The sequence below is a fragment of the Enterococcus olivae genome, assembly GCF_053760925.1.
In genome coordinates, this window is the sequence record NZ_JBSMVT010000033.1 from 1 (window position 1) to 26,380 (window position 26,380).

The window sequence follows — 26,380 nt, forward strand, 5'->3', positions numbered from 1 at the left end:
AGTCACCTTTACCATAACAGAATGGGGTTCTTTTTTCATCACTTAACGGGTGAGAATCGAAAAGTTAATTTTTCCTGCCGTTAGGCAGTTTCTAAACAATTATAAGGAAAGTATGAATTATTCAGGAAATAAACATCTTTATTAAAATTAGGATTATTCAGTGATTTTTCTCCTAATGGAAATGGTTGTTCAATCATCTCTTGTCCCTCCATTTTATGCAATTATTCATAAATTACTCGTACTTTTTTACTTAAGTTTTGCATCTAAAAATTCAACTAATTTAGCGACTTCTTGTTTAACATATTCTGGCTTCCAATAAGTTTCAATATGTTCAGCACCATCAATTAAAAATAATTCTTTATCTGTTGTTCCTGTTGCAGCTGCATAGGCTTTTTCTGTTAAATAGAATGTGTCTGCAGTTTTACCAGCCATCATCAACAACGGAACATTGATAAGATCCATATTCACTGAAGCATCAAATGTTGCTAATTCCATCAAACTCGCAACTGTATAAACAAAAGTTGATTTTGGATGTGGATAGTCAACAGCATAGTAACAGTAACCATCTCTATATAAAGCATAGGGTAATTTTTTAGCATCTTCAGGTGCCATTTCTTTCAAATCTGGCGTGTAGTCAACACCTTCTTCTCGTACCTCTTTATTACGTGCATCTGTTGCTTTTTGCAATCTTTCTTGAATGGTGTTAGCTTCTGAATCCATAAAACCGTTGCGTCGGACTAAGCCTGAATTAAAAGCAGATAAAGTAACAACAACTTTGAAGCGCTTGTCTGTTTGTCCAGCACGTAACGTATAGCCACCACCACCACAAATACCAAACGCCCCTATACGATCATAATCTACTCCAGGAAACAGTGACAATGCATCTGCCATTCCATGAATATCTTCAACACGGTTTGATGGACGATCCAGCATACGAGGTTCTCCTTCACTAGCGCCTTGGAAAGATGCATCAGCGGCAATTGCAATATAGCCATTTTCAGCTAATTTTTGAGCAAATAAACCAGCAACTTGTTCCTTTACTCCACCATTTGGATGAGCAACAGTCAAGGCGGGATATTTATTTTCAGGATTGTATTCTGCTGGCGTATAGACATTCGCAGCAATTTTTAAGCCATTTAAGATATAGCTGATTGGATGAATATTTACTTCACCAGCAATATTTTCTGTGAGAGCATTGTCATAGACTAGTCTCCATGGATTATCATTAACTTCGGGTAATTTTGTAATATCAACATTTTCAATTTTCATACATTTTTCCTCCTAATAAGTAGTAAGCATTTTCCACATTTTTACAGTATTATACTATCTCTTAATCTGTTCCAGCTTTTCTACGATAGATTAAATTCTTCTGACGAAATAAGTTTCAAAATATTTGCCCAAACTAACTTAATAATAAGTGAGTATAACTTATAAAAACTCCATCAAAAATTCTACCTCTTAAGACTTATAATTCCACCACCTTTATTACAAATATAGCTTACACCCTATAGTTAACTACAAAGCAAGTAACTCTAATTAATTTATTTGTTTTTCCCAAAATGAAGTGGCGTCATCTATCCATCCTTCTGCTTCTGTTCCCACACCTAATCCAAAACCGTGTCCCACATTATCAAATATTTTAATTTCAGCAGGAATATTATTTAACTGTAAATTTTCAATTCTTCTTGACATTACTTTTGCATCTGCAATACCATCATCTTTACTTACAACTGCAAAAGTAGGTACATCATCCTCAGAATACATTGTGTGTCCCGTATAGGCAGTTACCACAGCCACTGGTTTTTCTATATTTTCTCCTCCATAATTAAAAACACCATCCGATCCTATTCGTGCTACCATTCGCGCACCTGCTGAGCTTCCCCATAATGAATAATTTTCGGTAGCTACTTTTAACTCATCATTATTTCTTTGAATAAATGAAATTGCTTGTGCCAAATCTTCAGTTGCTAGTTGTTCACTTCCTGTTCGATATCTAATTACAAAAGCATTAAACCCATAGTTATTTAATTCTGTAGCATAAGGAAATCCCTCATGTAAAGAGCCCACATATGAAAAGCCACCTCCTGGTGCAATAACAGCATAAGGAGCATTTTCTTCTCCTCTAAAAAAGAAAATTCCTGTGTCTAATTTACTGGGATCTTCTTCAATTTCTTGTTCAGAATAAATTGGATAAAATATCTTTTCCCCGTCCTCTGAATCATTTATTAATCGATTCACAGTAACTATCGAATTTTCTGGAGAAACGTGACTATGATAAGGCATTAGTTGAGCGATATTATTAAAACTCAATGTCTCATCAATATTCGTCGTTCTAGGCAACAATAACTTTCCAAAATCTTCAAATGCCGAGTGGTTAATCAGCTCTCCAATCGTTGAATTAACTGTTAACTCACCTTCTGTATCAGTTTTATTATCTGATGCCATTTCTTCTTGAATATTGTTATCTCCACTTCCAAATTGAAACCAAATAATACCTACTATCACTACCATTCCTACTAGTGCCAATAATAAGGTTCTCTTCTTATTTAACATCTTCTCACCCACTTTTGTTTAGTTTATAAATCATAACGAAAGAAAACAGTTCCAAAAATAGCTAGCAGTAATTGAATATTCAATTTACTAGCTAGCTATTTTAAGTACTTATAAAATTATTAATCTAATTCTTTTTCGCTTAAAAATTCGGACATTTGATCAGCGATCTCAACATTGTTTAAATCAGAAAAAAGAAAGTGTGTATTTCCAGTAATACCAATTTCTGGTAAATGAACTAACGTAGCATCACCACCATGTTCATTGATTGTATCTACCCAAATTTCTGCCATATCTAAACGAACACGCCAATTATCTTGCCCAGGATTATCCGAAGGTTCTTCAGGTATATTATCACCATAATAAATGATAATTGGTATTTCAGTTAATTCATTAAATTCTTCCTGAGAAATTTCTACGCCAGATAAATCACCAGCAATACTTGGCATTGTTTCAGGAACCTCACCTTCTGGAAAAACAAATCCACTTCCTGGCTCAAATGCTACCACACCTTGTACATTATCATTTTGAATAGCTGTTCGCCAGCCTGGTCCACCGCCTTGAGAATGAGTAACTAATACACCTTCTCCAATTTCATCGAATAATGAAGACATACTATCAGCAATCACAGCTTCATCATACTCTCCTGTATTTGGTGTCATTTGACGGAAATATTGATTTAAGGATTCTTCATCATTTGGAAATTGAACACCCTCAAACGGTTCTGGCCAAATTCCTAGTCGAAAAATATCATATGAAAATTGTTCATCTGGCGTAGCTGGAATCTCACCAGGAACAGTACTTCTTCCTGCCGCCCCACGACGAGGTTGATCCACTAAATATATACTAAAATTTCGTTTTAGAAATATATTTTGGAAGCCTTCTCGTCCATCTGGCGTAGTTTCCCAAGTTCTAGATGATTGTCCTGCACCATGAAGAAATACTAGCGGTAAATCTCTAGTTTCATTTGGAATTTGATACCTTACAGATGCATGATCCCCATGGAGTGTCTGTCCATCTTCTGTAGGATTGTATGGATCAAATTCTCCCTCATTTGTTACTACTGTTCCACCAACCGCAAAGCTACCTTGGTCCACAATCTCTATTGCTTGAGAAACTTCTTCAACTGACTCGTCATTCGTTGAATCATTAGTATTAGTAGACGTATCACAAGCTGCTTATAAAAATATTGTACTTAATGTAAGCATACCTAAAATCTTTTTTTTCATCATCATTCCTCCTAGTTGATAATCCTTTTTCAATTTAGTTGTAATTCATCACTATTTGATAACGGTATCATTCAAATTAATCGCAACTTTATCATACAACTCATTCAATATAATTAGATGCTCCTTTCTAAAGATTCGTTCCACCAAAGTAAAAGAATGGATATCTAATAATTATCTTATTTTTAAATTGTGATAAAATTATGATAGAATTGACAAAGTTTAGAAAATATTGATTTGAAAGTAAGCGCCGAATAGTGGAGTACCTAGACGACTTTTAGCCCGATTGTTATCATACAATCAGGCGGAGTTGTCTTTTTCAATTATTTACATTTTTCTTGGACCGTTTTCGACCAAGGAAGGTAGTCATCTAAGTGATCCGCTGTTAACACTGGCAGATTGGGCAACTCTTCAAATAAGTATTGAAGATATCTGGTTGGATTTAACTCATTCCATTCTGCTGTTTTCATCACACTTAGAATATAACCAGATGTTTGAGCACCGGCTAAACTCGAAGAAAACAGGTAATTTTTTCGACCGATGACCAGTTCTTTGACGAAACGTTCACTTTGGTTGTTCGTTAATTCCAAGCGCCCATCCACAAAGACGTATTCCACCGATTGTCGATGTTTACACATGTATTCAATCGCTTGTTCCAACTTTGATTTAGGAACGGCAGGAATCGTCTCCACATAGGCATAGAGTTGATCGAGTAACGGCCGTAGTTCTTTCCGACGTTTTTCCAATCGCTGGTCTGGTAAAAGATCCTTCCAAGCCTTCTCTTTTTTAAAGCATTCTTTGAATGCATCCAAAACATAGGCAGCTGGATGGATGGTTTCTCCCAGTTCTTTTGGTAAGGCTTCGTGAAATTTCCTACGGACATGCGCCAAGCAGCGAACAGGAAGAACGTTCGCTAAACCATCATAAACAGAATAGCCATCACAGTGGAGATACCCTTGAAAGTTCTTCAAAAAATTCTTGGGCACATCATTCCCTCGTGATTCACTATGATGATACAGGACGATCGGATTTTCCTCTTGTTTCGAGGTACTGAATACCCAGTAATAATTGTTCTGTTTTTGACTTTCTAGCACTCGGTAGGTCGTTTCATCGGCGTAAGCAATGGTTCGCTTCACCAGTTCTTGATGCAAACGTTCCACTAGTATCGAAAGAAAATCTTGTCCTACGCGTATATGCCAGTTAGTGATATTGTCTCGAGAAATATCTAGACGTAATTGTTGCCAATACTTTTCTTGACGATAAGCCGGCACTTTTTGAATAAATTTCAAAAACATGGTTTCTGCGACAAGACTCGGAGAGGCCAGACTATTGGAAAGAAGCGGTTTAGGAACAGGTGCTTTTTTCAAGGAAGTGTCTCCGACACGTTCACATGCTTTACAACAATAACTATGTTGCACATATTGTAGTGTCTCAATGCGGGCTTGATGAAAAGCAATTTCTTCGCGGGCTTTTTTTATACCTATGTCGCTCATGGTTGTTCCGCACTGTTGACAGTGTCGTTCTTCTTCAGTGAGTTCGCAATGAACTTCCCTTGTTGGGAAGTCATTCAACTTTTTTGCCTTTGTTCCTTTTTTCCGTTTATGTGGTTGGACAGAAATTTCCTCTTCTTGAATGGAAGGTGGAGCCACAGGCTCGCCAAACAAATCCAAACTTAATTGTCCAGACAATGATTCCGGCAACGATTCTTTGGATTTTCCATACAGTTTATTGGTTAAGTAAGCAATTTGTTCTCGAAGTAATTTCACTTCTTGTGTGAGTCCTTCGTTTACTTGAAGTTGCTTTTGATTGATGGTCATTTGTTCTTGAAGCATTGTGACTAATTGCGTGGTTGTTTCGTTATTTTTATCCGTTTCATTTAATTGATTTGACAACGATACACACCACTTTCCATTTGTTTTCGATGTTATTATTATACCATGAATAGACTAAAAAAAGAAGATGTAAATCGCATGAAATCAACGTTTCTTGCACTTTCCATCCTCTTTTTTTTAGCTAGAATACACCTTGTTTCCCTGCACGAATCGCTCGTGGCTGATCAATACTCAATCCCTCTAATAGCCAACGAATCTGTTGGTGTGTGAGTCGGCGAACTTCTTTTTTTGTCCTTGGCCATCGTAATTTTCCTTGATCCAATCGCTTATACAAAAGAAGAAAACCATCCTTGTCGTAATACAACATTTTGAAACGATCTTGTCGACCACCACAAAAAAGGAACAGAGCATTGTCGTACACATCTAATTGATATTCGTGTTGAACAATGGACGCGAGTCCATCAATTCCTTTACGTAAGTCTGTCTTTCCACAAACGATGAACAGATGATTGACTTGTTTGTAATCAAGAAACATGAGGCATCAATTCTTTCAAGACAGTTTGTACAAGATATTGACTCGCACCGTTGTACACAAAAATATCTTGTAAGTCAGTCTTAATTCTCACCGCAACTTTTGCCGGTGCCACTCGTTTGTTGGACGTTTGTTTTTCTAAAGCGATTTGAACCACTTCTCGGTTTTCCTTCATAAAGAAACCACCTCCGATTTTTCTTTGTACTCAAAGTATAATCGAAGGTGGACTTTGTTTTTAGGTACTCTGGTATACGGCGCTTACATTTGAAAAACAAGTTTTTGTTGAGCATATAATTAAAATAGCTAGAAATAAATTGAATCTAATTTATTTCTAGCTATTTTACATAGAGTATTATTCTACTTTTATTGTTTAATCATGTGAGATTAATAAAATATTTCCAGAACCTTCTTTTTGTACTTCTATTTCAACTATATCTTTCAAGCCGTCTTGAAGTCTTGATATTATTATTTCATAGTCCTCTACAGACCAGTTTCCATTTGACTCTAACTTCATTTTTGTCATTTTTTTGTTAAATTTTGTATATGTTAATCTTTATTTGAATTACATAAACAAATAGGGAAGAAAATAATTAACTTCCCTATTAATAAATTGAACTGAATATCTAATTTTTTATCTTTGAATGTACAATATTTCCCAAAACTTAGTTCTGACTTCCAGTACCATTCCCTACTATAATTGTCTACTTGACCAAACTACATAGGCATAAATCCCTACTGCAGCAATTACCAGCACAAATCCTGAGATAACACCAATTTTAATTTTAAAGTACTTCTTACTTGTTTTAGGATCTACAACTTTTCCAAAGTACTCTTTCACTGTTAAATATTGACTAATTGATATCACTGCTAGTGCCAGTACATCAAATACGATTACTAAAATCAGATATACTGGGAATCCTTGTGAACCAGCATCGACTGCAATAGAATTAACGGTCATATATAAAACTTCGTGCGTAGAATCTCTTAAAGCATTACGAATATAATTATGATCTGTAGTTGTTAAATTCAATTCTGTTGTATTCAATTGCAAATTGGTTCCAGCTGCCAAAGCTTGCATTGAAGTGTCCGTATTATAGCCTAATGCAAAGTCTGTAACAACACCTCCATGGAAGCCCCATTCATTTCTTAGTAAACCTGTCATTAATGCCCAGCTACCAATAGTCATTCTAGTCCCAATTCGATTCATTGATCCCATCAAGCCACTGGCATTACCTTCTTTAACAGAAATTTCAAAAGGTTTGGTATAAATTTCTCGTAACGCTTGCTCTGTTAAGAATGTATTGATACCATTTCGATTTTGTTCAGCATCGTTGACAACAAAATGCTTAATATACACAAACATTCCTTTTTCCTCTGCACCTCTACTTGTGGCAGCACCTAATTTACCAGATAAAAGACCGTCTTCTGAATAATACTCAAAATTTCTACCTGAATAAGGACTACGATGGATATTCATTGAAGGAGCATACCAACCTTGTGTTCCTGCTCTTTGACCTTCTTCAGCAACAAATTTACCTAGGTTTTCTAATAATTCTGTATTCCAAGTTGCAGCCATAGTAATTTGGACTGGATAACAAAATCCTGACCAACCTGATACGTAATTTTTGATACCTGCTGGCCCATCATATTCAGTAGTCCGTGGTTTTTCGATAGATGCAATTTCAGCAGTAGTATAGCCAGCTCGCGCAAACATTGCATGCATTTCGCTAATTGAAACTTTATCAAGCAGTTCGTCCCATTGTGGATCATCATATTCTAAACCAACCATATCAGCAAATATTAAGTCGCTTTCAGTAGTATCTTCCCCACCATACTCTAAATCTTCTGGATCAAGTGGACGTTTAGCGGCATTCCAACCAGATTCAGAAATAGCCTGAACCAATTCATCACTTGCAGCAATCATCGTGTATTTAATAGATTCATCATCTACACGGCTCCAATCTTGTCGTGACAAATAATTGTAGGATCCATCAGTAACTTGCTCAACCTCAATATCATTAAACAGATTAAATACTTTGTTTCCAGTTGCATCATCTGTATCAAGTACTCGAAAATCGTCGACAGCATATGTTTCAACTACACCATTATTCTCATCCACATTTTCACCCTGATCAGCTAAAATACTATTTACTGCATCGTGTGCATCATGTGCTGCTACAATTTTATAGTCTCCTTCATCCATGATATAGGTACCTTCACCATGTGCATCGTATGATTTCATCTCAGAAACCGGAAAGTCAACTTCAACTGATACTGTCTCACCTGCTGGTATAGTCTCTGTTTTAACAAAATCAACCAAATTAACTGCAGCTTTTTCAACTAAATTCTCACGATCATACTCTGTATAAGGTGATTGATAGTAAATTTGAACCACATTTTTCCCTTCAATTGACCCATTATTTGTCACATCGAGTGTAATATTTACAATGTCCTCTGATACACTCATGTCCATATTACTATACTCAAAATCACCATATGAAAGACCGTAGCCAAAAGGAAACGCTACTTGGTTAGCATAATTAAAATTATCATTTCTAGCATTGTTTTGATTAGTTACCATATCAAAATATCTTGTTTCAAAGTATTTATATCCTAAATAAATACTTTCACCATAGTTGACATATTGGAGTGAGTCTTCTGAAACTCCAGTAGACGCAAGGGCATCCGAATTTGTGTAATGGTTTTCTTCATCACCACTGTTAAAGTTTAAGCTGACTGGATTACTATCATGATTGTAAGTATAAGTATCCACTAATTTTCCTGAAGGATTTACCTTACCCGCAATCACACCACCAAAACCATCTAAAGCAGCAGCACCAGTTAAACCAGTCCAGACAATTGCATCAACTCTGATGTTATCTTGATTAAGAAAATCCATTTCAATGGCATTTGCAGTATTTAACACCATTACAATTTTGTCAAAACCTGCATCATTAATACCTTCCAACATTGCTAGTTGTTCATTGGTTAATGTAAGACTACCTTCCTCTAAATCAGCACCTTCCGTTCCTTGGTTAGATACAACAAAAAATGCTGTTTTATTTGAATTACTTCCACTACCAGTGACAATTGATGAAACATCATTCCATTCTACGGCACTCACTTCTTCCGCACTGATACCTTCATAATAATTATAAAGTTCACTATTAACTGTCAATCCATTGTCTTCTAAAGTTGTTCGTAATGTAATATGATCTCCTGAAGAAGTGTCTACATTTCCTGATCCACCTCCAACTTTAGCCCAACTTGCAACGTTAGCTCCAAAAATACTCACTTCTGTACTTTCAGCTAAAGGTAATGCGTTGTTGTCATTTTTCATCAATACAGCTGATTCTTCACCAACTTCTTTGGAAAATGCAAACATAGCATCATTTAATTCATCAACACTATTATAATCTGAAATATAAGTCTCAGAATCTGTTGCACCTTGACCAATTTGTCCAAGGAAGAGATCCAAAGCTAAGGTCCACTGTGATACGACAACATTAGCTGCAATAACAATTAGTAAAATTATCGCATTGATGCTTGTCCATTTAATAAATTTCCCCTTATTATTTATCTTCATTTCTATTCTCCTTCCTCTTCATCAGCGTTGTACAGATAACTATAATCTTCAAATTGATAATCATAATTATTTCCCTCTGCAGAATCTTCTGAAGCGTAAGCTGAGATGTATTCAAATTCTTTGTCATCATTCAGCACTACACGGAATGGTACTGCTATTGTATTTCCTCCATGTGCTTGCCATTCGCTAGCAAAGCTTAATCCAGAGGTTGGATTATTTAATACTTCATCAGTTACCTTAGTATTAGTAACTGTTTCAGGCCAATCAGTTAATTCTTTTTGGTTTGTTGTGTATGTCATGTAGTATTCTGGAATATACATCAATAATTCCCCTGTTTCCTTATCATAAGTACAGTAACCAGTATATTGTCCTCGATTATAGACAAGAAAATCTAACCCTCCAACAATGGAATTTTTAACAAAAACATACTTATAAAATTTTTGGTCCTCATTATCATTATCCACATGAACAATTTCATTATTTTTATCTTTGATAGCGTTATTATTTTCATCTAGTTGAATTGCTTTACTGGTTTCATATACTGTTAAGGAAGATATTTGTCCAACTGTTTCATTGTCCCCTTTCATAGCATGTGTTCCAACTAACCGAGAACTAACATCTTCAAAATCTTGGATATTTGTATAAATTCCTTTAGGATTATCTGGTATTTTTGGTTCAGCCTCTTGCTCTTGACTACAACCAGACATAATTGTAAGAACTAATCCTCCCATGAAAATTATTCTCAATATGTTCCTTATTTTCATAACCGCTTCCTCCCTAATTAAATCCATAAACTTTCTGTGCAGCTTGATACAGACCTACTGCAGTTTTTCGCCCCATTCTTCCAGGTAGATTTACACTCCGACCAAGAACACTTTTCCTTAATTTTTTATACAGTATTGGATCTGTTTGTTTCAAATAACTCCATAATTCTTTTTTCTTTTCTAAACTTGTAGTTGATCCCTCTTTCAGTAACAAAATAGAAGAAATAGTAGTAACAATTTCAATGTGTTTTTGCATATAATCAATTACAAATAAATTCTTTTTTTCTAAGTCTGAATAATGTCTAATCAATTGTTTGTTCACATACAGTTGCTGATCAATGCGAGAAATCATTACTTCTTCATTAACTGATTGATCATCTCTGCCTATATAATATCGATACAAATCGACATCCAGGTAATACATTCTTTTTACTTCTTGTAAAGGTTGAAACACATATAAATTATCTACGTAGAATGTATGTTGTGGAAGATTCAAGTTCATTTTTTTTAATAATGCAGTGCTATAAATAACAGAATGCATCATCAAATATTTCCCAAGAGGAAAATGTACATCTTGCCATCCAAATATTTTATTTTCCGGCAGAAATTTACCGTATTTAATTACTTTTTTACTCTGCACACCCTCCTTCTCATAGACATAATTACTGATGAGCATATCAATATCAGTTTGTTCTTCTAATAACTTTAAAATCTGCTTGTATGAATGAGCATCTACCCAATCATCACTATCTACAACTTTTACATATGTTCCAGTTGCGACTCTAAGTCCCGAATTAATTGCTTGTCCATGTCCGCCATTCTTTTGATGGACTACTTTAATGATTGAAGGAAAATATTTTTGATAATTATTTGCAATATTTGCCGTATTATCCTTCGAACCATCATTGACAATAATAATTTCTACCTCCTCTCCTCCTAATAAAAGTGAATTGATACAACGTTCCATATATTCCGACGAATTGTAACAAGGAACAATTACAGATAATTTCTTCATTTTTTAATCCTTTCTCATTATTTTGTATTTCATCATTGGATAATTAATCGCCACCTGAATGATAATATTTACTATATTGGCAACTGTTGCAGCCAGATTCCCAACATAAGGCTGAGTTATTTGAATAATATATGGGGGCAACCATATTGAAATAAGACCAGCAACTACAACTGTTACGATGTACCATGGTAATACTTTTTTTATTTCTATTGTTGCAGAGAAAACAACCTTGCGTTGAACGATAAAATTAACGATTTGCGCACAAATATACGCTAATAAAAAGCTAAGAAATCCTGCAAGTCCCCCTTCTGAAACCGAATAATTAAAAACAAACCAATGAAAATCTATTGTAGAAAGATGACTAAACAGAAAGCCTGTTCCTATCCAAAGCATAATAAAATTCGTTACTGTAGCTACATTACTCATAATATTGAATAATATAAATTCGTATAAATCTGGGTGTGCTTCTCTCCATGCATAAATTTTTTTTACCATTACATTCCTCGAATCTTTTTCTTAAGTTTTTGTTTTTTTATAACACCTTTCGAAAATGAACTTAGCAAGTTACCAAACCCTTTTATATGTCGGCCATTAACCATTGTTACAATGCCATCGACCATTTGCATGCTAACCATCCCATTCGTCATTTTAGCAATTGCTCGGAAAGGCATGTTATTAATAAACAATAAATTTAAATCTGTTTTCCCGTTGGCTTCGTTTTTAGCAATCATATTTTGAATTCTCTTTTGTATAAATCGAGCAATAACACTTCTAGCCTCATACATGTCTTGAATCGTACTGTTTTCATTCAACAATTTTCTTCCAGAAGTTGAATTATTTGGTAGTGATTTTCCGTGTAAAATCTCAAATTCTTTTTCTGATAGGTTTAATAGATTTGCTTGTTGATAGTTAGGTAACTGTTCTAAGTTGTAAGCTTTATTAGCATTTCCGCTTATTCGAATGGTTCCTTCTAATCGTATATCTCTAGAACTTGATCCTACATAAATCAAGTAATCTTGCGTATCTATCTCCCAGTTATGTGTGCGGCTATTAAAATATCGAAAGCTTGTTTCATCAAATGGAATAAATACCTGTTTATTTTCTCCTGGATTTAAAAATACTTTTGAAAAACCTTTGAGTTCTTTTTCTGGTCGTAAAATTTTTTCTGTAGGATTGCCAATATATAATTGAGGAATTTCCTCACCACTCATGTTTCCAACATTACTGATTTTGAATTTGACACCTTCTTGAGTGATTATCAGCTCACTATATTCAAATGTTGTATAACTTAATCCATAACCAAACGGATATTGAACTTCTGTATTTGCTTTATCAAAATAGCGATAACCAACAAAAATTCCTTCTTTATATAAAACTTTTTCATCTTTTTGTGGAAATTCATCACCAAATGGAATATCAGAATATTTAAGGGGAATCGTTTCATTCAATTTACCACTTGGTGATGTTTTCCCAACAATTATATCCAGCAAGGCTGTAGCACCTGCCTCACCTGTTAGATATCCATGTAAAATAGCATCTACTTTATTTTCCCAAGAAAAATCAATAGCAGAACCAGCTGAAACAACTGCGACAATACTCACATCTAATTCAGATAGTTTATCAATTAAATTCACTTGATTTTTACTCAAGTTAAATCTTTCTCTGTCCTTTCCTTCGCTTTCAGAAATTTCGTCTAAACCTATATATAAAAGGACTACATCACTATTTTTAGCAAGATTAATTGCATTGTCACTTAAAGATTTGTCTTCTTTACCATGACGATTAAATCCTTGCTCATAACCGATGACATTGAGTGGGTATTTTTCTATAACTTCGTTGGTAATTTCAACATTTTTGGCATTAACTACAGATGATCCCGCACCTTGAAAACGTGGATTCTGAGCAAAATCACCTATTATTGCTACTTTCACTTCATCATTTATTGGTAAGAGCTGATTATTTTTTAATAAAACTGCGCTTTTTAATGCAGCTTCATAAGCAATTTTATGTTGTTCTTCGAAATCAAGACTCATTTGGTTATTTTCTTCGGGAATATTAAGTAGTACCGTTAATAATTCTTTTACTCTATTATTTAGAGCTTCGACAGACAATGTTTTATTTTCTACTGCTTCTATAATCTCTAATGGTCCATATAATCCAGTAGAAGGCATTTGTAAATGCGATCCATTTCTTACTCCTTCTACATGATTGTTATCTCCACCCCAATCTGAAACAACGAATCCTTCGAAACCCCAATCATCACGTAAAATATCTTGTAATAATTCCTTATGTTCATTTGCATAGATACCATTAATTTTGTTATAAGCTGACATAATTGCTTTAGGCTTAGATTCTTTTACAACAATCTCAAACCCTGTAAGATAAATTTCTCGTAAAGTTTGTTCATCAACTATTGAGTCTGAAGACATTCGACGTAATTCTTGGTTGTTGACTGCCAAGTGTTTAGGACAAGCGATTGTTCCGTTTTCTTGAATACCTCGAACAATACTAGCAGCCATTTTTCCTGACAGGTACGGGTCTTCACTAAAATATTCAAAATTTCTCCCACATAACGGGTTGCGTTTAATATTCAGTCCAGGTCCCAATAGTACCTGGACATTATTTGCTTTCGCTTCTTTTCCTAAAGCTTTTCCTACTTTTTCTACTAATAATTCATCCCAACTATTTGCTAATGTTGCAGCAGTTGGAAAACAAGTAGCTGGAATACTCTGATTTAAACCCAAATGATCCGAAGCTCCTTCTTGCTTTCTTAAGCCATGAGGACCGTCTGCAAGAAATATAGATGGTATATTCTTGTTCTTTATTTCAAATGTTTCCCATACAGTTTTACCAGAGAGTAATACTGCTTTTTCCTCAAGTGTCAATGATTTTACAATCTGATCAATCAAATTTCACGCCCTCCTAAACTTCTTTCTAGAATGAGAATACTCTTCATGAAAACGCAATCAAATATAAATTTCATAATTTGTCATTTTTAGTTCATAAACTGTCATCTCTAAATAAACCCTTTCCATTTTTTTACTTTCCTATTGTCTTTCTCAAAGTTTTTATGTATTTTAGATATAATGCAAGGAGGTAGAATCAAGTGAGAGTAGCTATTGTAGAAGACAATAGAGAACACCTAGATAGACTAGTAGATTTATTAAAAGCTGCTGCTGATAAACATGAGATTGAAGTAGATATCACTTGTTTTTCTGATGGTTTAGCTATCGTTGATCAATATCGACCAGTTTACGATATTATCTATTTTGATATCGAAATGAAATACATGGATGGGATGTCAGCAGCAAAAAAAATCAGGGCAATAGATCCTGATGTGACAATTATTTTTGTTACAAATTATGTACAGTTTGCTATTGAAGGCTATGCAGTAAATGCGAAAGATTTTCTTTTGAAACCATTAAATTCTTTTAGCTTTGCTGAACACTTTAAAAAAATTATTGATATTATCAATAAAAAAAGCAATCGAACGATAATCATTAAAACAGTATCTGGGTATCGGAGAATAAATTTAAATAATTTGCTTTATGCTGAAAATGAAGGTCATTCTATTAAACTTTGCTTAACTGATGCTGAGTATTCTATCTGGGAAACTATGAAAAATCTCGAAGCAAATCTGATAACTTTTGATTTCTTTAGATGTCACAATGGTTATTTAGTTAACTTGCAAAAAGTAGATTCAGTAGATAAGAATCAGGTTTTAATCGAAGGTAAAAGTATTCCCATCAGCCGACCTAGAAAAAAAGAATTCATGATTGCCTTGACTAATTATCTCGGAAAATAGGAGGTTTCTAAATTGCTAGATGATCTTTTGCCTAATATACCTAGAATTTATACCGCAATTGCTGAATGGCTTGCCTGCTTAATCATAATAGCTCCTTTAGAAAAGAAAAAATTATGGTTAATAAAATTTATAATAGGCGGTTTTGGACAAATATTATTCCAGCTCATAGTAGGTACTTGGCCACTTTTTCTTTGGATTCCAGGAATGATAATTAATGTTTTATGGATGCTTTTTGTTATTTTTCAAACAAGTAATATTCCAAGAAAATCAATTTACTATTATGGTGGTAAAGCTTTCGTTTTAGCTGAATTTAATGCTTCTTTTTCTTGGTGGATGTATTGTATCTTGGTTCTTGAAAAATTTGGCGAATCCTATATCTTTACTTTTCCCTTTATGTTTTTCATGTATCTTTGTTTACTAGTTGTCTATTATTATTTAGATAAACTCTTAACAAGAAATAAACTCGTCCATCATATTACAAAGAAAGATATTCTTTTAGTTTCGTTGACTACCATTATTATTTTTACTATGAGTAATATAGGCTTTCTTCTTTCAAATACTTCCTATTCTTTAGGAAATACATTAACTATTTTTATTTTTAGAACATTAATTAACCTGTGCGGATTATGTATTTTAATTATTCAGGAAAATCAAAAATACGAATCCTTTTTAAAAGAAGAACTTTCCTTAATAAATAACATGTTTCAATCGCAATATGAGCAATATTCAGCCTATAAAGAAAGTAGTCAAATCATTCAGCGTCAATTTCATGATTTAAAACACCAACTAACTGTTATTCGATCTGAAAAAGATAGCATAAAAAGAGATGCTTATATGGAAGAAATGACACAAGCTATCAATACTTACAGTGCAACGATTAGTACAGAAAATGCTATTCTTGATACAATTCTCACATCAAAAAATTCAATATGTATTGAAAATAAGATTAGATTTACTTGTTTTGTTGATGGAAAACATCTAGCCAATTTTAATATAATGGATATTTGTTCTATATTCGGAAATGCTTTAGATAATGCAATTGAATCTACCAAAAAAATTCAGGATACTAATAAACGAATTATTGAATTACGGGTTGAAAAAAAAGCAAAATTTTTGGTTATTTCTTTAAAAAATACTAGTTTCTCTCAACTGGAATTTGAAAATGGTTTTCCCATCACTACTAAAAGAAATAAAGAATACCATGGTTATGGATTAAAAAGTATTGCTTTAATAACAGAAAAATATCAAGGAAATATGACTATTTCAAATCAAGATAATTGGTTTTCTTTAAAGATTGTCTTTCCTTTGAAATAAAAAGTATAGGAGTAATAAAATGTATGACTATTTAATTGTCGGAGCTGGATTGTATGGAGCAGTATTTGCTCACGAAGCGGCTTTAGCGGGGAATAAAGTAAAAATTATCGAAAAACGAAATCATATCGGTGGTAACATTTATACTGAAGAAATTGAAGGTATCCATGTTCATAAATATGGCGCACATATTTTTCATACGAATGATTCAGAAGTTTGGACGTATATTCAACAATTTGCTACCTTTAACCGATTTACTAATTCCCCGATTGCAAACTTTAAAGGAGAAATCTATAATCTTCCTTTCAATATGAACACTTTTAATAAATTATGGAACGTATCTACTCCAAACGAAGCCATGAGTATCATTGAAACACAAAGAGAACACTTAAATGGAAAAATACCAATAAATCTTGAAGAACAGGCAATTTCATTAGTTGGAACAGATATTTATAAGAAATTGATTAAAGGATATACTGAAAAACAATGGGGACGATCTTGTCAAGAACTCCCACCATTTATTATTAAACGGCTACCAGTTAGATTCACCTATGACAACAACTACTTTAATGATAAATTTCAAGGGATTCCTATCGGAGGCTATACGAAAATTATTGAAAAAATGTTAGAGCATCCCAATATTGAAGTTTATTTAGATACCGATTATTTTGAAGATAGAAAAAATTTTAATACTGAAGCAAATAAAATCATCTATACAGGTATGATTGATCAATTCTTTGAGTATAAATATGGACACTTAGAATATCGTTCACTAGATTTTAAAACTGATATTTTAGATATAGAAAATTATCAAGGAAATGCTGTGATAAATTATACGGATAAAGAAACTCCATATACAAGAGTTATCGAACACAAACATTTTGAATTTGGTCAGCAAGATAAAACTGTGATTACTTATGAATTTCCTAAAGAGTGGGAAGTTGGATCGGAACCATACTATCCTATTAATGATGAAAAAAATGCCAATTTATATAAGAAATATTACAAACTCGCTCAAACTGAAAAGAAAGTCCATTTTGGAGGTAGACTGGGTTTGTATAAATATTTCGATATGCATCAAATTATAAAAGCTTCTCTGTATGCATTCAAAAAATTGAATAACTAAGTATTTTTAACACAAAAGCAACTACCTATAATTTTGAGTAGTTGCTTTCTCTTTCTTCATAATTTTCAAATTAATCTATAGAAAATATACACATCTTATGCAATTTCGCTAAAATAATAATTAATAGTCTTTAACAACTTGTATTATCAGAAACATCTTGTAGATACATCGGAAATGGTCTCGTTCTTTTCTTCTGACATAAACTTCATATGTATATTAGTATTTACAAAATAGATTCTTACACCACCTTCTTATCCATATACAAATAAGACAGTCCTATCGCTTTACCTAAAGTACATTGTAAATCGCAAACTATATCTATACTAGTTTGTTCCAATATCTGATATTCATCCATTGAGAGTTCTAATTTATCTGAAGCTTCTTTTAACGTATATCCACACCATTTTCGATAATTCTCTAAAAATTCTCCAGTCACCTACTCCCTCCTCAAATAACATTAATAAAAATATACTAGCGAAGCCTCTCCTTGAGAATTGTTTTTCAAAAAATCAATTAGAAATCTAAACATCTTTTTCCTAATGCTATCTTCTTATTATAATCAACTAATTTAGTAAACGAATTCAAAAAACTTCGATCCATCTAGTATGTTCAAATTCAATGATTTCATATTTCCCTTTCACTCTCAGCATTCATAAAAATACGTTTTCCACTTAAAATAAATAATTTTCGTTTGTGGTAGTGGCATAAAAAATTTGATGCTCTCTATAATACTTTGTAATTTCTGCTATTGGTTTACAATATGTTAGTATTACTACATACATAAACAAACCTGTTTCACAATCTTTTATTCTCAATTTATTTAATAATTTTTAGTATAGTCTATAAAGTTAACTACATAGCAAGTTAATATTTAAAGTTTAAACAAAAAGGAGTTGCGACGTACTTACATCACAGCCTCATTGGATATTTATACATATTAGCACAAATACCTAATACCTTACTAAAAAAATTAATTTCATTTCCCTTTTAAAGATAAATACGTTTACATTTCATGAAATAATTTTTATGGTTATATATTAGAATGATAAGTACCCTATAGAACAATAATCGCCATCCTATTCCTTATATAAGGAATAGGATGCGGGGTTTTAGTCTGTATTTCGAACCGCCTCTGTCAAATTGAAATACTAATAACTAATATTTTTCTAATATAAAATTTGTCATCAAAGTAATGTTACTATATTGTAAATTTCTAGATAATTCTTGTCTAACAGTTTCAAATTTTCTAACGCAAAATCTCTAGCAAATAAAGCTTTATTTGCTGCGATAATAGATTCCAAGAATGGTTCATCTCCCATACTCATTGTCCCATCATTAAGAACAAACATTTCTAACAGACTGCCAATAGTTAATTGATTGTACTCCTTCTTTAAAAGTTCAGAGGTATCTTTTTCGAAGTAAATATAGTAGTCACTCAAGAATTCTTCTGTTTTTCTATTTGATAAAATAGTCTCTAAAATCAAATGTTTTCCGATACTTATCTTTTTATCATAACCTTTTGCTTTCAATATTCCTCTAAAGATATCCAGGCCAGTATTCGCATCTAGATAAAAATTATTGAATTGGTACGGTGTTAAGAAAAAACCTTTGTCAAATAATGTTTGCAATAAATCTAACTTTTCTTGTTGAATAAATTTATTCAATGGTCTTATCATATAATGATTGATTGATAAACTAGCAGTAAATGAATCAGCTTGTTCAACATAGTCTTTCTGTTGCTTTTTTATTTTTTCAATGTCTTTATCGCTAATCGTTACTTTTGGCAATAGTCTCCTTAATTGTGTATAGCTATTAAAGTTTTTCATTTTTGCACCTCTTTTTATTGACCCAATGACGGTTCACTAACAACTAATTTAATCTTCTATAACTTTTTGAAAACGATCTATGTTAAAAAGAAGGTTTAATGACGAACCAGAATCCCAATGTACAATAATAGATCCCGTATCATCGATTCCTAGAATAGTGCCTTGCGTACCAATGGGAGGTGCTTGAACATCATCCATTTGTAATAATTCTATTCTTGTACCAACTGGATAATGCTCTTTTAATAAGTCTAATTGCTTTTTAGTAATATTCATTTTTATTGCTCCTTCCTTGCATCGGAAGAAAACAAGCTGTTAATTGAATTCTTTTAAGGTTCCTGCATACTCTGTTAACTTCGATGCATTGTCAAATCTCATTCGTTCGATTTTTGTGCGCTTATTGGCTAAATCATTGACTGTAGTTAAAGGTACTCCAGAATTTTTACTGATGTTGTATAAAGATAATTTACTTTCAAATAGCAACCATTCAATCTTTTTCTTATCTGCGTACATATTAATCTTCACCCTTTTAAACAAAGGTGAAAGTAGTGATTTGCTACTACTTCACTTTGTGTTATATTTTTAGTAGTAGCAAATCCCCTTAACTAGGTTTTGTTTACTTTAGCGCTTGACTGTTCCAGCAGTTCAAGTGCTTTTTATTTTGTTCTATCAATCTACTGATCAGATTTCACCTTCTTTCAGTTTCAAAATACACTCCTATTCATCTTATCTTTTCGAAAATTTCTTATGAATAGTCAAATATTTTCTTCTCCTTTCTATACTTCTATTATATATCGGCATACCGATATAATCAAGTGTTTTTCCAATTTTGATGCAAAAATAAAAAGAGTGTTATATCCAACAAATGTTGGTTTAACACTCTTTCCTTCATATTAAAATATCTGTTTCACTATTCATCACTCACTCATTAAGTTGACGATAATGACGTCTCTTTACATGAGTATAAAGTCTAACAAACAAAACAATGGCAGCAATCATAGCACAAACTGCGATTCCGTGGTTAATGGTTAAAGGATACACTTTCGCATCTTCTATCCAGAGCAACAAGACAATCGCTAAAGTCATATAAATGCCACCGATATAGAAAAATAACTTGAAAACTACTGAAACAATCAATTGAATAATAAGTAGAAAAGGCATAAAAATCAGGGACAGCAAGGACGTAATCATAGAAACCATCATAGCCCTCCTCTATTGATCAACCATTTTCGAAATCCTTGTCAATCTATTAATATCTTTCATTATGACCCTCAACTCTTTGTTTTGCAACTGATTTCATAATTGTTTAATTGAAACTTCTTTTGTATGACCGTTTCACATTTGATATTTCCCCTTTACATTTTTTCATTTAATCAAAAAGCAACAACTGAGTTGTATTCTCTGAAATTCGTTTCTGAGATTGCTTGAAATATTCTGCATTCGTTTCAAACCCTATGAACTTACGATCTGTATTTAAACATGCAATCGCTGTTGTCCCACTTCCCATACAATTGTCTAAAACTACTTCGCCAATTTTCGTATAGGTTTTCACCAAATACTCAAGTAAAGCCACGGGTTTTTGAGTTGGATGAAAGGTCCACTTAGACTCCTTATCAAAGCGCAACACATTATTAGGATAGCCTTCGTATTCTTTAGTATATGCTTTTTTTGTTAAATCATTCAGACTATAGACGCCCTCTTTGGAAGGCTTACGAACTTCTGGTTTTGGATTTTTGACTAAAGATAATCCTTGAGGGTAGTAGTTCGCAGTTCCATATGCAAATACTGAAATTGTTTCAACAGAACGCATAGGTTGAGTTCTAGCAAATGTAAAACCCGTTACAATATTTTTTATCCAATACCAATCATACTTATAGTGCTTGAAATTACTCATTCGTAATTGCGTGGAAAAAGGTTCTGCGCCAAAAAGAACAATTGCTCCATTTGGTTTAATCACTCGTTTATATTCTGCCCATAATAACTCAAAGGGGAGAATCGTGTCCCAAGAGCATGCAGTCGTACCATAGGGCAAGTCACAGATTATGGCATCAATTGTATGATCATCAATTTTCTTTATCCCTTTCAAACAGTCTTCATTGAAAATTTTGTTTAATTGAATCATAGAAATTTCTCCTTATGATTCAGGCCCAAATCGTTTAATTATCAAGCTTCTTGATAAATTAAGCATACAATTTAGACTGTTTGAAAGATTACGGGAGTTAGTTTTTTGCTAGTTGGTATCTAGAGTCGTCTAGCAATGTCAAAAATAACAGATACAGTTACACTGTTACCAGCTTGCTTATAAAGTTGAGAATCAGAAATTTTCTGGTCAAATGCACAATCATAATGATCCAACCCATTTTGGATAATTTCACTAGCAGCTTTTTTCGAATTGAATTTTGCTGCTAGAAAGGCCCAATCTGGAAAAGCTTGCAGTCGCCAGCATTCAAGTGGTGTTAATTTTCTGATTTGAAAATCTTCCGTCAGTGTTCCCTGCTGATCACTTGTTAAAATTGTATTTGCTACGCCTTTTCCCACCCTACCTCTCCGATAGTTTGAATTGGGAAATGCCAAGTTGATACTATCCCCAAATTTGGCTTCCACATATCCTTTCTTAGTAGCTTCGTGAATCAAAATTTTCTTTTCTTGATTTCCACCTTGCATAGTCGTTAGGGTAGTAGAAATTCCATTTGGTAATAAAACTTCAGATGAAGAACGATACTTTCCAGGTAATTTTCCAGCAACAATCACACCATGGCGATCCTGGGTCGTCAATGTAAACATTTCGTCTTCATTTTCTTTGATTCGTCGACCATTTTGACGGACTATATTTTTATCTGGATTTAAAATAGGAATAGCAATTTTATTTCCTTCTCCATTATTGGTAGTTAGAGTGGGACTTAATCCATGGCTTAAATAGACTTGACCACTCATTCCTCGTTGACTAGGATTAACATTTCCCACGACAATTTGTTTTGGACTCTTGTAATCCGTAGCAGTTAATGTTCCCATCAGTCCGTCAGTATAATACGTTCTTTCACGTGTCTGTTTGCTTAAGTCATTGTGTTTATTTGTGGTACCAGCTAAATGGATTTCTTTTGATTGAAAATCAGTTGTTGCTTCTTCTCTTCCGAAAGGAAAAATTTTTCGGGTACTCTTTCTTCTAGAATGTCCAATAAGGAATACCCTCTCTCGGTTTTGGGGTACATAATTTTTAGAGTTAAGCACTTCCCATTCCACACCATACCCGATGTCATCCAGCGTTTTGAGGATGGTCTCAAAGGTATTCCCGTTGTCATGGCTGAGCAATCCCCGGACATTTTCAAGGAATAAATATTGAGGTTGGAGTATAGTTGTGAAGCGTGCAATCTCAAAAAAGAGAGTCCCTCTTGTATCTTCAAAACCTCGTCTGTTTCCTGCAAGACTGAAAGCTTGATAGCGATAGGTAATCTTTTGAGGCCATCTCCAGATTTTCCCCCGCTCCAAACCGTGCATGAGACTTTCACCTCACACGGCTTTCCATCGACAGTCTTTCCTTAAATTCATATACACATTTTCAACTTTGAAATTTATTCAATAATCGGAAGATTTATCTGCTTTCGCAACACATTAATTTTTCCTAGTTGCGTAGCTGAGAGATTTAAGTTTTGTAGCAATTCAGAAATTAGAACAGGATTTGAAGCATGGATCAGCTTATGAGAGTCAATTGTCACAAAAACCAGATTATTGTATCTATCATTCCCACCTAATTTTAGAGGCAATTTGTGGTGACAGTGCATGTTACCAATTGTTAGCTCGCTACTTGTAATCGCACATTTTCCTTTCTGTGCACAGAAAAGTGACAGGCGGTTATCGTTATACTCGATACTTTTTCCTTTGATTGGATTTAGCATAAGGTATTTTAATAGATCTGGATTAATCGTTTGTCCTAGTTGCTTATGAATTAACATCCGTCCCTTTGGAGTATACTGGTTAATTTCTAGTTTTTTATCCAGTGGGGTTTTGTGTTGGACATAGCTAATAGGAATTAACACAAATCCATATACATAGGCTAATTGCTTGCTCTTTCCGTATCTCTTTCTAATAATTTCGCTACAAATTCCTCTTTCTTTTGATATGTTCCCTTGTAATCTTCCTTTTAGGATCTTTCCGATAGGAAAGGCTATTTTTGCAAAATCCAAGCTAGCATGTGTTGCCATTGAGTAATAATTATGAACACCTAAGACAAACGAGTTATAATTTTGTACTGCTTTATAACTCTCTTGCTTGTCAGAGGGCTTCTGCAGGTCACTGATTCGACGCTTTGCGTTAATATGAATCTTCTTCATAGACTTGTCTGATAAATGAGACCTCACTACAAAACGTGGTTTTCCATTAGAATATTTCCCTTTCCTAGTAACCTTTAATTTAAATCCTAAAAACTCAGAGTATTCTTTCTTAAGATTCACAATTTTAGATTTCTCAAGACTGATAGATAGACCCAATCTATCTTTCAACCATTTCTCTGTAGCAATAAAGATTTTCTCCGCATCTTTTTTCTTACGACAAAAGATTTTAAAATCATCAGCGTAACGCACTAACCGACATTCTTGATTCGTCTTTTTAAGTGCTTGGAGACGTCCACCTGAGTGCCCCTTATGCTGTTTAAACTCTTTTCGTGTTGGGATTGTTTCCCATTGGCTTGAAATCCACCAGTCTAGTTCATTTAAAACCACATTCGACAACAGTGGTGAAATGATGGAGCCCTGTGGAGAGCCTTTTTCAGGAAAACCTATATCAGCTATTTCTGCTTTTAACATGGCTGAGAGTATACTAATGAGCTTTTTATCTCGAATCCCTATCGTCCACAACTGTTTTAATAGCTTCCCATGATTCACATTGTCAAAGAATCCTTTGATGTCAATATCTACGACGAAGTGTAATTTGGACAGCTGCATATTTTTTTCAGCCTGAGCTAAAGCATGTTCGCAACTGCGATTGGGTCGGAATCCATTATTTTTATTATAAAATTTAGCCTCACATATCGGCTCCAGGATTTGAAGAATACATTGTTGGATAAGTCTATCCATAATTGTAGGGATTCCTAATGGTCTCGTTTTAGTCGAATCATTTGACTTTGGTATTTGAACCCTACGTACAGCTTGAGGTTCGTACCATTGAAACTTACGTTTCACATGCTTGATTAGTGCCTCGTCTTGCCATTTGGCAAGATCCTCGATATTTTTATTATCAACACCAGCTGTATGACTTCCTCTGTTTTTCTTAATGTTTCGAAAGGCTAATTTTATATTTTGCTCAGACGAGATAATATCCACTAAATGTTTAAATATTTTCCCATCTTTACTCTGTCTATAAAGTTCGTCTTGATTCATCTGAAAATCATAATACTCAGCATTTCTTAGTTTTTGCTTTTTAGTTGTTTTCTCAGTTGTCAAAGTCGGCAGTTCTCCTTTTCAGAATACTTTGCCTTTCTTAGTCGTACTCGAACCTTTGAAGATATGTGTATTGAATTGTTCATTTAAAACTGTCGACTAGAGCCTATCCCTCCATCATGTTTCCATGATTTCATCGGTACTGTGGCTCCGCTTTCCTTCAGATAAAAATAGGTTATACAAGTTTGTTTTCCCTATTACCGCTTCATCGTGTGTAATCACTCCACGTCCTGAACTTACTGCGTTCCAATGATTCAATCTATAAATTTCTATCCTTAGGTTTGCCCTCTGAGCCTGTGTGCTTGGTAACGCCTTTAACGTTACAAGGTTTTTCATACCATGCAATTTTACTAGACCTCACACACCCCACAAATAATGGTGATAACATTTCTATTACCTGAATTCTCTAGACCCGTACATACGGACATTCGCTTAGTAATTGTCATTACATACTAACCATAGATAGTTTTTAGACCCCCGGCATATAGGTTGCGTCATCCACCTCTGGACAACTTTCCACATCTGAAAATAATTTTTTATCTTTGTTTGGGCAACTCTCTGCCGACTTTAACGCGCTTTGTACATCACTATGATTACCCATAATTTTGCACAGCGTAATCTCAGGGTAGGCGTTTCAGGTTGTTAGCCCTTCATTCCACCATTTGAATCATCAGTTCTACTGAACTGAACACATTTGCGTTCTTAAATAATTCAGTGCCTAATCTTTTCAATTAGGAACGCATCGCACGCACGGAAATCCTCCACAGAGAACGTCAACTGGTCCAATTGATTGAATAAACTCATCTGATAATTTAGTGATGTCATGCATCTCTACCTCCTTTTTTGTATCATGTATTGCTTTATAACTTTGGCGAGCAAACCGATCTATCTCACAAAATCCTACGCACTTGTGTCCTGCCATTTCCATTCCTAAGCGAAAACCACCGACTCCAGCAAATAAATCTAAAAATGTTAGTGGGTTGTCATTACTCATCAGTAAACCTTTCCCACAGCGCTGTGTTTCTTTTATTCAAGCTTGTAAGAATAGTTTACTGAAGGATGAGTTGCATTAGAATTTTATAAAAGAGTGGACAAAGTTTTATTACAAAATTTCTATATAAAAAAGCAATCTTCAAAAAATTTGAAAATTACTTTTTATTTACTAATTTTTTTAACGAATTTCACACTGTAATATTGCCTTTTTAAATTAATCATCCCAGATTCTTTAATAATTGACTTATTAATAGTAAACCTGAATCATTCATAGATTTTTATACAGGGACATTTTTATCAAAAAATTAGGCGAAGCTGAAATGTTTCTTTCTTTTTTACAAATCGATTAGATTCCTTCCTAACGGAAGAAAAGAAAAGTTCATTT

22 protein-coding genes and 1 pseudogene are annotated in these 26,380 nt (G+C 33.7%); 3 read left to right on the forward strand and 20 right to left on the reverse strand.

Going from position 1 to position 26,380, the window contains the following annotated elements; translation table 11 throughout:
• Positions 1-246 precede the first annotated feature (246 nt).
• The 11 genes from ACWODM_RS14710 to ACWODM_RS14760 all read right to left on the reverse strand — a co-directional run bounded on the left by ACWODM_RS14710 (position 247) and on the right by ACWODM_RS14760 (position 14,414).
• Complete coding sequence (locus ACWODM_RS14710; protein ID WP_455322100.1) at positions 247-1,269, reverse strand: alpha/beta hydrolase; 1,023 nt, start codon at positions 1,267-1,269, stop codon at positions 247-249.
• 267 nt (positions 1,270-1,536) lie between these two features.
• Positions 1,537-2,553, reverse strand: coding sequence for an alpha/beta hydrolase (locus ACWODM_RS14715; protein WP_455322101.1), 1,017 nt, complete (start codon positions 2,551-2,553; stop codon positions 1,537-1,539).
• 119 nt (positions 2,554-2,672) lie between these two features.
• The gene (locus tag ACWODM_RS14720) at positions 2,673-3,647 is read right to left on the reverse strand and encodes an alpha/beta hydrolase (protein ID WP_455322102.1); all 975 of its coding nucleotides are present in this window, start codon (positions 3,645-3,647) and stop codon (positions 2,673-2,675) included.
• Positions 3,648-4,099: 452 nt separating this feature from the next.
• Positions 4,100-5,668: an IS66 family transposase gene (tnpC, locus tag ACWODM_RS14725; RefSeq protein ID WP_455322103.1), complete on the reverse strand. Its 1,569-nt coding sequence runs from the start codon at positions 5,666-5,668 to the stop codon at positions 4,100-4,102.
• A 121-nt stretch (positions 5,669-5,789) separates the two neighbouring features.
• Positions 5,790-6,143, reverse strand: coding sequence for an IS66 family insertion sequence element accessory protein TnpB (tnpB, locus tag ACWODM_RS14730; protein ID WP_455322104.1), 354 nt, complete (start codon positions 6,141-6,143; stop codon positions 5,790-5,792).
• Positions 6,133-6,315: a hypothetical protein gene (locus ACWODM_RS14735; RefSeq protein WP_455322105.1), complete on the reverse strand. Its 183-nt coding sequence runs from the start codon at positions 6,313-6,315 to the stop codon at positions 6,133-6,135. The genes tnpB and ACWODM_RS14735 overlap by 11 nt, the downstream gene beginning before the upstream one ends.
• 516 nt (positions 6,316-6,831) lie before the next feature.
• On the reverse strand, positions 6,832-9,726 hold the full coding sequence (locus tag ACWODM_RS14740) for a glycoside hydrolase family 3 N-terminal domain-containing protein (protein WP_455322106.1): 2,895 nt from the start codon (positions 9,724-9,726) through the stop codon (positions 6,832-6,834).
• Positions 9,727-9,728: 2 nt separating this feature from the next.
• Complete coding sequence (locus ACWODM_RS14745; RefSeq protein ID WP_455322107.1) at positions 9,729-10,490, reverse strand: hypothetical protein; 762 nt, start codon at positions 10,488-10,490, stop codon at positions 9,729-9,731.
• 13 nt (positions 10,491-10,503) lie between these two features.
• Complete coding sequence (locus ACWODM_RS14750; RefSeq protein WP_455322108.1) at positions 10,504-11,505, reverse strand: glycosyltransferase family 2 protein; 1,002 nt, start codon at positions 11,503-11,505, stop codon at positions 10,504-10,506.
• 3 nt (positions 11,506-11,508) lie between these two features.
• Complete coding sequence (locus ACWODM_RS14755) at positions 11,509-12,000, reverse strand: hypothetical protein (RefSeq protein WP_455322109.1); 492 nt, start codon at positions 11,998-12,000, stop codon at positions 11,509-11,511.
• Positions 12,000-14,414, reverse strand: a complete 2,415-nt coding sequence (locus tag ACWODM_RS14760) for a glycoside hydrolase family 3 C-terminal domain-containing protein (protein WP_455322110.1) — start codon at positions 14,412-14,414, stop codon at positions 12,000-12,002. The genes ACWODM_RS14755 and ACWODM_RS14760 overlap by 1 nt, the downstream gene beginning before the upstream one ends.
• Positions 14,415-14,611: 197 nt before the next feature.
• On the opposite strand from ACWODM_RS14760, the gene ACWODM_RS14765 reads away from it, so the two are divergent.
• The 3 genes from ACWODM_RS14765 to glf are packed head-to-tail and all read left to right on the forward strand — an operon-like array spanning position 14,612 to position 17,747.
• Positions 14,612-15,310: a LytR/AlgR family response regulator transcription factor gene (locus tag ACWODM_RS14765; protein ID WP_455322111.1), complete on the forward strand. Its 699-nt coding sequence runs from the start codon at positions 14,612-14,614 to the stop codon at positions 15,308-15,310.
• Positions 15,311-15,322: 12 nt separating this feature from the next.
• Positions 15,323-16,624: an ATP-binding protein gene (locus tag ACWODM_RS14770; protein ID WP_455322112.1), complete on the forward strand. Its 1,302-nt coding sequence runs from the start codon at positions 15,323-15,325 to the stop codon at positions 16,622-16,624.
• 19 nt (positions 16,625-16,643) lie between these two features.
• Complete coding sequence (gene glf / locus ACWODM_RS14775; RefSeq protein ID WP_455322113.1) at positions 16,644-17,747, forward strand: UDP-galactopyranose mutase; 1,104 nt, start codon at positions 16,644-16,646, stop codon at positions 17,745-17,747.
• Positions 17,748-17,985: 238 nt separating this feature from the next.
• Here the strand turns inward: glf and ACWODM_RS14780 are convergent, their stop codons facing one another.
• From ACWODM_RS14780 to ACWODM_RS14820, 9 genes and pseudogenes are all read right to left on the reverse strand, one after another.
• Entirely contained in the window at positions 17,986-18,183 is a 198-nt protein-coding gene (locus tag ACWODM_RS14780; protein WP_455322114.1) for a hypothetical protein, read from the reverse strand.
• A 748-nt stretch (positions 18,184-18,931) separates the two neighbouring features.
• Entirely contained in the window at positions 18,932-19,573 is a 642-nt protein-coding gene (locus ACWODM_RS14785; RefSeq protein WP_455322115.1) for a hypothetical protein, read from the reverse strand.
• A 48-nt stretch (positions 19,574-19,621) separates the two neighbouring features.
• Positions 19,622-19,846: a DUF4314 domain-containing protein gene (locus ACWODM_RS14790; protein WP_455322116.1), complete on the reverse strand. Its 225-nt coding sequence runs from the start codon at positions 19,844-19,846 to the stop codon at positions 19,622-19,624.
• Between the two features lie 39 nt (positions 19,847-19,885).
• The gene (locus ACWODM_RS14795) at positions 19,886-20,083 is read right to left on the reverse strand and encodes a hypothetical protein (RefSeq protein ID WP_455322117.1); all 198 of its coding nucleotides are present in this window, start codon (positions 20,081-20,083) and stop codon (positions 19,886-19,888) included.
• A gap of 408 nt (positions 20,084-20,491) precedes the next feature.
• Positions 20,492-20,770 (reverse strand): hypothetical protein, encoded by a 279-nt coding sequence (locus tag ACWODM_RS14800; protein WP_455322118.1) that lies wholly within the window; start codon positions 20,768-20,770, stop codon positions 20,492-20,494.
• A gap of 169 nt (positions 20,771-20,939) precedes the next feature.
• Positions 20,940-21,692: a DNA-methyltransferase gene (locus ACWODM_RS14805; RefSeq protein WP_455322119.1), complete on the reverse strand. Its 753-nt coding sequence runs from the start codon at positions 21,690-21,692 to the stop codon at positions 20,940-20,942.
• A gap of 119 nt (positions 21,693-21,811) precedes the next feature.
• On the reverse strand, positions 21,812-23,065 hold the full coding sequence (gene dcm / locus ACWODM_RS14810) for a DNA (cytosine-5-)-methyltransferase (protein WP_455322120.1): 1,254 nt from the start codon (positions 23,063-23,065) through the stop codon (positions 21,812-21,814).
• 74 nt (positions 23,066-23,139) lie between these two features.
• Entirely contained in the window at positions 23,140-25,014 is a 1,875-nt protein-coding gene (ltrA, locus tag ACWODM_RS14815) for a group II intron reverse transcriptase/maturase (RefSeq protein ID WP_455322121.1), read from the reverse strand.
• Between the two features lie 736 nt (positions 25,015-25,750).
• Positions 25,751-25,996: pseudogene (locus ACWODM_RS14820) on the reverse strand (DNA cytosine methyltransferase); the annotation flags it as partial.
• Positions 25,997-26,380: the final 384 nt, after the last annotated feature.